The organism is Pseudanabaena cinerea FACHB-1277 (genome assembly GCF_014696345.1).
Taxonomy (GTDB): domain Bacteria; phylum Cyanobacteriota; class Cyanobacteriia; order Pseudanabaenales; family Pseudanabaenaceae; genus Pseudanabaena; species Pseudanabaena cinerea.
On the sequence record NZ_JACJPY010000047.1, the window covers coordinates 23,327 to 34,830 of the forward strand.

General features: G+C 42.0%; 8 protein-coding genes and 1 pseudogene. 1 reads left to right on the forward strand and 8 read right to left on the reverse strand.

Annotation, left to right across the window (positions count from 1 at the left end):
- Window positions 1-273: 273 nt before the first annotated feature.
- Window positions 274-2,424: a sugar transferase gene (locus H6F44_RS14205; RefSeq protein ID WP_190351684.1), complete on the reverse strand. Its 2,151-nt coding sequence runs from the start codon at window positions 2,422-2,424 to the stop codon at window positions 274-276.
- Between the two features lie 249 nt (window positions 2,425-2,673).
- Here H6F44_RS14205 and H6F44_RS14210 point away from each other — a divergent pair, with 249 nt between their 5' ends.
- Window positions 2,674-2,958 carry a DUF427 domain-containing protein gene (locus tag H6F44_RS14210; protein WP_190351685.1) on the forward strand — a complete coding sequence of 95 codons (285 nt, stop codon included), beginning with the start codon at window positions 2,674-2,676 and terminating at the stop codon, window positions 2,956-2,958.
- Window positions 2,959-3,031: 73 nt separating this feature from the next.
- Here the strand turns inward: H6F44_RS14210 and H6F44_RS14215 are convergent, their stop codons facing one another.
- The 7 genes and pseudogenes from H6F44_RS14215 to H6F44_RS14245 form a co-directional block, all read right to left on the reverse strand.
- Window positions 3,032-4,711 (reverse strand): GspE/PulE family protein, encoded by a 1,680-nt coding sequence (locus tag H6F44_RS14215; protein WP_190351686.1) that lies wholly within the window; start codon window positions 4,709-4,711, stop codon window positions 3,032-3,034.
- Between the two features lie 5 nt (window positions 4,712-4,716).
- On the reverse strand, window positions 4,717-4,896 hold the full coding sequence (locus tag H6F44_RS14220; protein WP_190351687.1) for a PCP reductase family protein: 180 nt from the start codon (window positions 4,894-4,896) through the stop codon (window positions 4,717-4,719).
- A 160-nt stretch (window positions 4,897-5,056) separates the two neighbouring features.
- The gene (locus H6F44_RS14225) at window positions 5,057-5,278 is read right to left on the reverse strand and encodes a DUF7219 family protein (protein ID WP_190351688.1); all 222 of its coding nucleotides are present in this window, start codon (window positions 5,276-5,278) and stop codon (window positions 5,057-5,059) included.
- A gap of 119 nt (window positions 5,279-5,397) precedes the next feature.
- Complete coding sequence (locus H6F44_RS14230) at window positions 5,398-6,804, reverse strand: diguanylate cyclase domain-containing protein (RefSeq protein WP_190351689.1); 1,407 nt, start codon at window positions 6,802-6,804, stop codon at window positions 5,398-5,400.
- Window positions 6,805-6,886: 82 nt separating this feature from the next.
- Complete coding sequence (locus H6F44_RS14235; RefSeq protein WP_190351690.1) at window positions 6,887-9,526, reverse strand: hybrid sensor histidine kinase/response regulator; 2,640 nt, start codon at window positions 9,524-9,526, stop codon at window positions 6,887-6,889.
- A gap of 217 nt (window positions 9,527-9,743) precedes the next feature.
- The gene (locus H6F44_RS14240) at window positions 9,744-10,721 is read right to left on the reverse strand and encodes an ABC transporter substrate-binding protein (RefSeq protein ID WP_190351691.1); all 978 of its coding nucleotides are present in this window, start codon (window positions 10,719-10,721) and stop codon (window positions 9,744-9,746) included.
- Window positions 10,722-10,777: 56 nt separating this feature from the next.
- Window positions 10,778-11,401: pseudogene (locus tag H6F44_RS14245) on the reverse strand (response regulator); the annotation flags it as partial.
- Window positions 11,402-11,504 lie beyond the last annotated feature (103 nt).

Here is an 11,504-nt window from a genome sequence, read left to right on the forward strand (position 1 = left end):
ATTGCATGGGAATGTAACGAGTGTACATGGTGGCAGTCCAGATTTGTGCCTGTGGTGTTGGTGACAGCATTCAAATATAAACCTGAGTCAGTTATTTTAGTAGGGCAACCGAAAGATTAGCTGACTCTCTCCATTTAGCTCTCTCCATTTATATGATCGTGGTTTTCACCCTAGTACAGACAAGGTAGAAACCGAAGACAAAAAATAACGATACTTGGAGAGATTTTAGAGAACCAGATAAAACTGGATTTCATTGTCACCATGCCCACAAATTCAAACAGCTTTATTTTTCTTGTCAAATAGAACTAAAACTGTTTGCACAATTAGTTTAAGGTCATACCAAATACTCCAATTCTTACGATATTCGATATCATAATTGACCACTTCAGCAAAGGTTCTGACACTAGAGCGACCATTAACCTGCCATACTCCCGTAATTCCTGGCTTCACATCAAGGCGATTCCATTCTGTATAACGCTCATCATGATATTCCACTTGTAACTCATAGGAATTGATTTCGTTGTAGGTGGGGGGGCGCGTACCAACTAGGCTCATATCCCCAATCAATACATTCCAAAACTGCGGAAACTCATCAAGACTAGTTTTTCTGAGAAATTTACCGACCTTGGTGACACGAGGATCATTAGCATTCTTAAAGAATTTATCCCCAGCACTATCGTCAGAATTGGATGGACTATCCTTTGATTGAGTATTTGCTTCGACTTGATTTTCGACCCTTGCCTTTAACTGTTCCGCATTCTTTACCATTGAGCGAAATTTCCAAATCCGAAATGGTTTGCTGAGTAAACCACAGCGAACCTGCCCAAATAATATGCCGCCTTTGCTTTCCATCATAATGGCGATCGCAATTGGGATAAATAAAATTGAGGTAAAGCTCAAGCCAATTAATGCACCGATAATATCGATCAATCGCTTAATAGGACTGCGGACTGATGGGTGTACTGGCACACTAGGATCAATATCAATCCAAGGAAACAAAAATTTCAAAATCGGGTAAAAAATCCTTAAAATAGGAGTTTCAATTAGTAAAATATGCAGCCGAAACAGCAACATACCTGTTCTCGTAATATTTGCCACCTTTGTTCTTTGGATAGGATTAGAAAATCTAAAGGTATTACTTCTTTGATCAATTACAAATAAGTTACCTAGGGAAGATAATCCAATTAAAGCGCTTACTGCGTCACTGACGCTCCATAATGACAAATCCGTACCATTAGCTCTGGCTATACGCAGACAGTTAGTTAATGTGCCGAGTCCTGCGCTATCCATTACCGTTGTATGGCTCATATCAATGATAATTTTTTGATAGTTTTCATCGGGGTTACAAAGGGCTTGAAAGTCTTCGAGAAACTGCCTTGCGGTGGAGAATTCTAACTTTTCGGGGCTAAAAATAAAGGCAATGTCATCGAAAGTTACAATCGAAGCCTGCTTATAGTCTCTGTGCAATGAACCAGCAGTGCTATCATCCTTGTTGTCAATGGGAGCATACAAGGTTTGAGAGTATAAATCAGCGATCGCTTTACTTCTGACCACCAATAAATCTAGCACTCTTAATTTCATTAATATCCAAGCAGGTAAACTAATGTCTTGGAAACGTGATTTGGATTCAATATAAACTACATGACTGCGAGCAAACCACTTTGCCACAATTAGATAGGGGATTGAAAAGCTTGATCCCGTAGAAATCACTAAATTTGGCTTTTTTTTGGGAATATGTTTGAATGCCACTACAAAATTTTTGACAACATTTAAGAAATTATTCTTAATAGGCGTATATCCCCAGTAATGATTGGCTTCAATCTCCTGCTCAGTAATACTATTCTTGCCAGCAATCCAAAAGCGATCGTCAAACTTACCCCAAAAGTCAACTAGGCTTTGCATATATCGAAAAGCTCCCCCCGCCGCACAAACTAGCATTAATTTGGGAAATAGCTCTTGCGAATATTTTTGTTGTAGAAATTCGCACAATTTGGCTTCGTCGACTTTAGGAATTACTTCTGATGTTTGTTGAAGTTTGAGAAATTTAACAATATCGCCAGGGGAGCGGGCGATCGCAATCCCGCGATTCTCAAATTCATCAGCAACATCCATTTGATGATTGTCAGCATATTCGCCAAACCTCTGCAATCTTGGCACTAGGACATAGGGCGTATCACGCTCCTCTAGCAACTGAGCGATGTTTTCATCACAATGGCTGATGATCAGACTGGCATTATCAACTAAACTTAGGAAATCAGCATCAGCTAAGTAGCGGTAAGCCCTTGCACCATCGGGAACATAGGAAGACGCTCCATATTGAACTATCACATCTTCATTGATAATTCGGTATTGTATTAATATTTCTATCCATTGCATTAAAGCATTAAACTGATACTGCTCTTTACCAACTGTAACTAAAAACATATTTTAAGCCTTGCGCCATTTTACAATTGAGATTCAAGTTTGGGTTGAAGTTGAGTTGTTTTGCGTTGCAGGCTCTGGACAAGCAAACCTTACTAAACAGAGGAATAACTAAGAAAATGTTAATATACCCGTGACCTATATACTGTTTAAGCTTTGACAGATACTATACCAGACCATTGGTGACGAAACTGTTATCATGAATATACTAAATAAGCATAATATCTAGATAAATCAAGGGAAATTAGTCTGATGTCAAAACAAGCTACTTGGAATGGGGTTGTTCTTGCGGAAAGCGATCGCTGTGAGGTTGTCGATGGGAATCAATACTTTCCCCCTGATGCTCTGAATATGGAATACTTCAAGCCCAGCAGCACCCATACAACCTGTGGATGGAAAGGGGTAGCCAGTTATTACAGCATTGAGGTCAATGGCGAAAGGAATAATGACGCGGCTTGGTATTATCCAGAGCCTAAGGATGCAGCTAAGAACATCAAGGGCTATGTTGCCTTTTGGCGCGGTGTTAAGGTTGCCTAAAGCTCCTAAAGCTCCTAAAGCTAAGTAAGATATGATTGGCGGTTGCTATGCGCCGCCTTTCTCTCCTTTGGTTTTAGACTGCTTTGATGTGGGTAGGACGCAATGGAGCGGAGCTAATTCGATGTAAAGAGCTGCGCGGCAAAACTCGCAGTATCTCGTCACTGGTGGTGATCCCCGCGTTTAGTTTGGCGATCGCTGCTCTACGAAAGGAATCAAAATCTATCTCACTTAGATAACGATTAATCTGGGTAATCGTGCCTTCATAGATCAATTGCCTAAAAGTATCGTCAATATCAATTAGCTCCACTATTGCCTCCCGCCCAATATAGCCCGTGCCAAAACAGCGATCGCACCCCTTACCACGCCGCCATTGCCCAACAGCGACATCGCCCCAATCTAGCCGCAGAGACTGCAACTCATTGGCTGTCGGTTGGTGAGTGGTCGTGCAGTATGGGCAGTTTTTGCGGACAAGGCGCTGTGCTACAACGCCAAGCAGGGCATCGCAGATCAGCCCAGGATCGGGTCCCAAATCTCTCAAGCGCGGAATTGCACTTGCTGCATCATTAGTATGCATCGTGGATAAGACCAAATGCCCTGTCAGCGCCGCTCTCACCACTGTTTCCGCCGTTTCAGGATCACGCACTTCCCCCACCATCACAATATCTGGATCTTGGCGCAAGATCGCGCGTAGCCCTGCGGCAAAGGTCATGCCTGCGGGTTCACATACTTGCGTCTGGGTAATATTCGGCAGTACATATTCCACGGGATCTTCAACGGTGATTACATTGACGTGTTCTTGGGCGATCGCTTGCAGACTAGTATAAAGAGTGCTGGTTTTCCCTGAACCCGTTGGGCCCGTCATAATAATTAGCCCCTGTGGTTGTCGTAGCCAACTGTCATAAACACTTAGGGCGCGATCGCTAAATCCTAAACAATCTAGGCGATTGGAGAAGGGATTGTCGCGGGGTAAGAGTCGCACCACTGCCTTTTCACCACCAACACAGGGCAATGTACTCACTCGCATATCCAGATTTAGCAGCAAGTTTTCGGTACTGGTATATTCTTTGCCAATGCGACCATCTTGGGGGCGGCGACTATCGGCAATATCCATATTAGACATCACCTTCAGCGCCACAATAATTTTGCGACTAATTTCTAAGGGCAGGGTTTTGATATCGCGCAAAATACCATCAATGCGATAGCGTACTCGCAACCCCTTGGGTGTTGGCTCTAGGTGAATATCACTGGCGCGATGTTGCAGGGCAACAGAAATCAGCGCATTGATCCTGCGGGTTTGATCAAAGGCTTGCGATAAATATAGGTCAGTTACTTCCCCAATATCCACCTGTTCCGATTCCCCTGTAAGCGGGTTGATCGATTGTGAAGAATGAATTTGATTGGGGCTAGGCAAATTTTGACGACGAAACCAAGCGCGATAACTATCGCTGCTAATCATTAGCGCCTTGACTTCGGTAAGGGTGCGATCGCCAACTAATTTAAGATGCATATCCGTAAGTGTCTGCGGACTGGCAATGTAAAAACAATTGCGCCACAACAGCAAAGGAATTAAGGGCGGTAAAATGCTGCGGTCTTCAAATTCCCGAAAAAACCGATAATTTAGATCCTGATCGAGCCAATCAATATGCAGATTGCCAAGGGGATCAACCAAAAGTTTTAAAGCCTCTTCACAGGTGGCAATATCGCCGTTGCGAAGGCGTTTCCAAACCGACTCGACCCTTGATGCGTTCTCCATATTGTTCAGTCATATTTCTTGTTAAATTGTTTTTTTGCCTCTTCATAAACCTCAAGGGTTATCTGTGGATAATTACGATCTTGGGCATATTTTTCAATTTTTTTGAAGGCGAAGGGTCTAACAAAAAATGGAATGTCCTTGAGTTTAGCCTCTGCTTCAGCAGTCCATGATATTTTTTCGCTCATCGTTTTATGTAAAGGATTTTAGATTTCACTGTACATACAAGTTATAGCGCTTTTCAGTTGAGTGTGACGCACAAAATGTAGTGGCAATCCATTAAATTACCACTACATTTTTCAGGCTTTCTTGCATAGCAAACATTTGCAAACCGTATCAGCTATATCGCTAGTTGCCAAGGATCTCTCGGTGCGATCGCGCTAATTGCTGCCATAGCTCCTCTATTTGGGTGTAGGCTTCCGCCGATGAAATTTTGCCCCCTGTCTCAAGGGCGCAAATAATACTGATGCGATGGGAAAATTCTTGTAAATTAGAATTAAACATGAGATTTTCTGGTGTAAATTTCCCGTAATAACGGGATTGAGGAAACATAAGTTTGGTGGCGAGCATAGCCTTTTCCTCCTAGATTAACTTTAGGTTAACTTAATCTTAACCCAAACTTAACTTTAGTTGATCAGCTCCTTAAAGACAATTAATGTAATACAGTACTTTGCGCCATTGGTATAAAACTAATCTATATGGGCGATCGCCTGATCTCGCCCGCATTTCTTGGCTTTGTAAAGAGCATTATCAGCATTGCTAATCAATACTTCTAAACTTTGACCAACCGAGGGGATCATACTCGCTACTCCTAAACTTAAGGTAACACGATCGCTGACCATTGAATTTTGATGGGGAATGGCAAGATCGGCGATCGCCTGCTTGATAGATTCTGCAATAATCAACGCACCTTCAGTATCTGTATTCGGTAAAATTACTGCAAATTCTTCACCGCCATATCTTGCGACCAAATCAACAACTCGTTGAGGTACTTTGGCGATCGCCTGTGCAACCTGAATTAAGCAATCATCACCACCTTGATGCCCATAGGAGTCATTATAAAGCTTGAAGTAATCGATATCAATGAGAATTAGTGACAGCATTTTTTGTTCCCGTTGATGATGTTGCCAATGGAACAATAAGTAATCATTAAAACGACGACGGTTGGCAATTTGGGTTAATCCATCTAAATTAGCAAGTAATTCCAATTTACGGTTCGCTTCTTGTAAGGCAAGTTCTGTTTGCTTGCGTGAAGTGATATCTCGCACTGTTACCGCAAATCCATCGCCCAATTTGACAGCAACATAGTGATACCAGCTAGAGTCAGAATCATCTAGGGGATAATAAAAATCTTCGTCTAAGGGGTCGCCAGACTCAACAACTTCCACAAAACGCGCAAATAAATGGGGATCAATATGTTCGATAAACCTACGAAAGACTAATTTACCAATCAGATCATCACGGTTACGTCCCAACATTTTGGAGATAATGGGATTGACAACGAGACAACGGAAGTCTTCGATCTCGCCTGTGGCTGGATCGCGAACTGCTTGCATTGCGGCAATTCCATCTAAGGCACTATTTAAAATACTCGAAAGCAGCGATCGCGATTGATATAAAACCTCCTCAATTTCCTTGCGCTTAGCAATTTCATCCTGCAAACTGCGCTGTTGTTTCTGAATGATTAATTGAGCTTCCAAACGAGCGAGGACTTCCTTAACTTGATAAGGCTTAGTAATATAATCTACGCCGCCAACTTCAAATCCTTTCAATTTATCGACTGTATCCCCCAAAGCGCTAATAAAAATGATGGGAATATCGCACAGATCAGGATCGGCTTTGAAGGCTTGACAAACTTGGTAGCCATTCATCTCTGGCATCAGTACATCCAAAAACATCACATCTGGACGTTTTGCCTTAGCAGTTTTGATCGCCCTAGCACCACTAGTAACGCTGCGAGCAGTGTAGCCATATTTAGAAAGTAAATCGCTCAATAATTTTAAGTTTTCAGGTAGGTCGTCCACCAACAAAATATTGCCTTTTGAGTCAGGCTGGGAATTTGTATTCGTCAAAGCTTCGTTAATTAGATTATACATATTGATCTTGTTGATCTTAATTGATTCAGATTTACCGACTAATTTTTGAGACTAGTAGGATTTACGGGATTTGTAATTGAGTTTAAGTCTTAACTAATTCTACAATTTCGTCAAAGTCAAATTGACGAGCTAGATTTTCTAGAAATTTCGCTGTGTGGGATTCTGTTGGGGGGATTTTTTGTAGCAACTCCATAATGTAATTACCATCAGCTTCGATTGCGGCTACATACAATTGAGATCGCCATTCTTCTCCCATGATTGCTAAATTTATTGAATTTGTTTTGTGGCAAGACTCGTCAACAGACTTTTCAGCCTCTTCATCTTCATACATAAATTGTACGCCTAAATGCTTGTGCAAAGCATCAAAAATAGTCTGCTCTCTAAATGGCTTGCGTAAAAAGTCATCGCAACCTGCGGACAACACGATCGCTTTTTCTTCTTCTAGCACACTTGCTGTCAGGGCGATCACTGCTGTGGCATTGCCTTTAGTGGTGGCTTTAATATATTTCGTAGCCTCATAGCCATCCATTACAGGCATTCGCATATCCATCCAAATTAAGTGCGGTTCCCATTGATCCCAAACCGCGATCGCCTCTTGTCCATTGGCAGCTTCTTTTAATTCAAAACCTAGAGGACTGAGCAGTTTTACCAACAATTGGCGATTAATTTCTTTATCATCAACGATCAAGATTTTATAGGTAGACTGATGGGGCGCTAGAGCAATGACATGGCGTTTATGGGGTTCATTTTCTAGACTATTGGCGATCGCATTGTTAATGGCTTGAGCTTGAATATCAAAATAGAATGTCGTACCTCTGCCAAGTTCACTTTCTACGGAAATATTACCACCCATTAACTGAACAAATTGCCGACAGATCGCAAGACCTAGCCCCGTACCTTCTTGCATTTCCCGCCCTGCCTCTGCCTGCACAAAGGCTTCAAAAATATTAGCTAATTCTTCCTTCGCTATGCCCACACCAGAATCACTCACACTTATATAGAGCTTTAGGTCATCAGATCCTTGTTCTTCATGGAATATCTTGAGAATCACGCTCCCTTGTTCGGTGAATTTGATGGCATTGCTGAGGAGATTGATGATAACTTGGCGCAGTTTTAATTCATCGGTGTAAATGTAACGCGGCAGCGATGGTTGCCTTTCAAAGAATAATTCCAAGCCTGCTGACTCTGCTTTGAGATGCAGCATATCCTCTAGATCATCCAGTAAGCGATAGAGATCGAAGTTATGGGGATTGAGGGTAGCTTTCCCCGCTTCAATTTTGGATAAATCGAGAATGTTGTTGATCAAGGTTAAGAGAAATTCGCCACTGCGATGGATAATGCCCACATTTTCGTACTGCTCTGGGGAGAGTCCTTTAGCGCGTAACATCAATTGTGAGAAGCCAATTACAGCATTTAAAGGCGATCGCAATTCATGGCTCATATTGGCGATAAACGTACTTTTGGCTTGATTGGCAACTTCTGCTTTTTCCTTGGCAATTACTAACTCCGATGTACGCTGCTGTACACGGATTTCTAGATTTACAAATGAGTTCTGTAACTGTTCTGCCATGTTATTAAAAGAGGCGGCAAGTTGGGCAATTTCATCGTTAGCACTGGAGCTTACCCTTACATCAAGATTACCTGCGGTAAATTGAGAGACAATTTTGGTCAGATGAATAATTGGTTTAGTAAGAAGTTGGGCGATCGCTAGGGCAATCATAGTTACGATGATGGCGATCATTGCGAATAGAAACATGGCATCACGAATTTGGCGCTCTAGGGGCGCAAGGGCAACGGCGACAGGACGGGCAAACAGTACCGACCAAGGCTTATATTGCAAATTAGCGATCGCCACTAGATCCTTTTGGTTGTCGGCACTTAAATTAGCTACTAGGTAAGATTGTTTACTGTCTAATGCTTGTTGGAGGATGGGTTGATTGATGGCTAATTCCGCCGATGGCAATTTGGGTAAGCGCCCTGCATTTTGTAATTGCGTCACCACGCGATCGGGTAAGGGAACGATGGATTTGAATAGCAATTTAGGATCGTTGCTATGGGCGAGGTGGATATAGTTCTCATCGAGAAGAATTGCCAAGGATTTTTCGCCCGCCTGCTCGGTTTGCCTTGTCACTAGTTGTTGCACAACCGCAGCATTGTACGTAACCCGCAATATTCCTAAAATTTGTCCCCGCGCATTGCGAACAGGACTACTAAATACCAAGATTACCAAGTCTGGAATAGTCGGCGATCGCTGCATACTAGAAACAAAAGCTAACTGCGATCGTAATGGTTCTTGAAAATAATCCTGCGATGACTCATCTTTACCAAGATCAGGAGTATTGGTATCTAATACATTCTTACCATTGAGGTCAAGCAAGGCATAGGATAGAACATTCAGCATATCCTTTCGGCTCAACCGAATCAAAGTTTCCATCGCCAACCTTGATTCTGGGCTATTCTCACGATTGGCTGCTGGCAAACTTAGGTAAGTGGATAATCCTGGTAAAATTGCCTCCACGCGCACCGCATTGAGGTTGCCATCAATAAAAGCATCAACGCGATTAGCAGTAGCATTCGCCGCCGCCGATAGAGATTGTCTAGCATTTTCGGTCAAGGTGCTTTCTGTCGATTGCTTATTGATTGCCCCCAATAACAACATCGGAATCAGTGCCACAATCAAAAAAGCAAAAATTAATTTCTGGCGGATACTACTAAAACGCATATTCTTGATACTTTGGATTTAATGATTTAGATTTTGAGAGCCACTTAGAGCCTGTTTGAAAAGTTTTGATCCCCCTAAATCCCCCTTTCTAAGGGGGACTTTTTTAATCTTTTCCCCCCTTTCGTAAGGGGGGCTAGGGGGGATCAATCAGTATTTTTAGCGAGTGTCCAGACTTTTCAAACAATCTCTTAAATCAACTTAAGAATCAATTTAAGAGTCAGTTTAAAAAGGAGGAATTGAACAGAGACTTGAGTTCAGGAATCCGCGTCACGTTGCCAGAACGAATGAAAAAGTCGGCATAGATTTTGGCAGTATTATAGATAGAATTAGGATTATCGGAACCAAAAAATTGCTGGTTTTCTTGCAGATTAGTGAGATTTACCCCATCTAAGGAAATTGTCTCAATGGGAATTTTGAGGGCTTTAGTGATAATTTCATTGCCATCTTTAAGATTCTGTTCCCAAAAATTTATGGCTTGCAGCCAACCGCGCACAAAAGCCCTAACATCTTCGGGGCGATCGCGAATGGTTTCATTGCGAAAAGCCACCAAATCCAAAATTAAACCTGGGGTTTGCTTGCTTGTAAATAGGGTAACTGCTCCTTGCTTAAGTGCTTCTGATACAAAAGGTTCCCAAGTATGCCCTGCTTGAATATCATTATTCTTTAGCCTTTGCGGGATTTCCAGCGCATCAAACTTGACCAGATTCACATCATCGGTAGTTAAGTTAGAGAGTCTCAACATCTCCGTGACAAATACTTCACTAAAGCCACCGAGATTTGAGCCAATTTTTTTGCCCCGCAAATCCTCAATGGTTTTAATTTCAGGCTGAGCAACAACCACATCGGCTCCATTGGTCTCATCCACAACCAATACGCTTTGCATATTGGGATTATTCGCGCTCAAAATAATGAAATCACCCAAGGTCAAGCCAATCCCGTCATACTTCCCTGCACTAAAGTCAGCCTGCTGTAACTGGGCAAAATCCACATAACTCAGTTCCACATCTACACCCTGGGCTTTAAAAAAGCCCTTTTCTTGGGCAATAATGGCGGGGCGATAACCAACAAAAGTGATACAGGCTAATTTCAATGGCGATCGCTTGACAGAAGCAGGAGGATTTTGACAGCCCCACAATAGGCAGACGAGCAAGCAGCAAATTATCGAAATAACTAATGGCGATCGGACTTTGATCATATGTTAATAAATATTAAATGAAAATTTGCACTGCCTAAAGTCTCTATAGGCTGAAACTACGATAGAAATTCTAACATTTCATCAAATGCAAATTGATGAATGAATTTTTCAAATGTTTTGACTAAACTTGATTCTTGGTTGGGTATTTCTTGAACTAGTGTGATAACGCGATTGCGATCGCCCTCGATCGCCGCTTCAAATAACTGCGATCGCCACTCGTCAGACATTGTGGTTAATATTGATAGATCTATAGATCCGATCGCGGGATTATAGCCTTCATGGATTGAGTGATCATCTGCCGACTGCTCATAAATATATTGCACACCCAAATGTTTTGTTAGTGCATCAAAAATCACCTGCTCCTTAAAAGGTTTACGCAGAAAATCATCACAACCTGCGGACGAAACAATCGCTTTTTCTTCTTCTAAAACACTTGCAGTCAAGGCAATTACTGCCGTGGCATTGCCTTTGGTGGTGGCTTTAATATATTTAGTCGCTTCATAACCATCCATAATCGGCATTCGCATATCCATAAAGATTAAATGCGGTTCCCATTCTTCCCAAATAGCGATCGCTTCTTGTCCATTACTGGCTTCTTTGACTTCAAAGCCGAAAGGCTCAAGAAGCTTAACTAATAACTGTCTATTCACACTTTTATCATCCACAGTCAAAATCTTATAGAGGGAGCATCCCAAGTTTGCGGTAAGTAAATATACTTATGTACAAGCAAGGAAGAAATAGGAAGAATAAAGAGGAATAAAAATAGTAACAAGAAAATGCAGT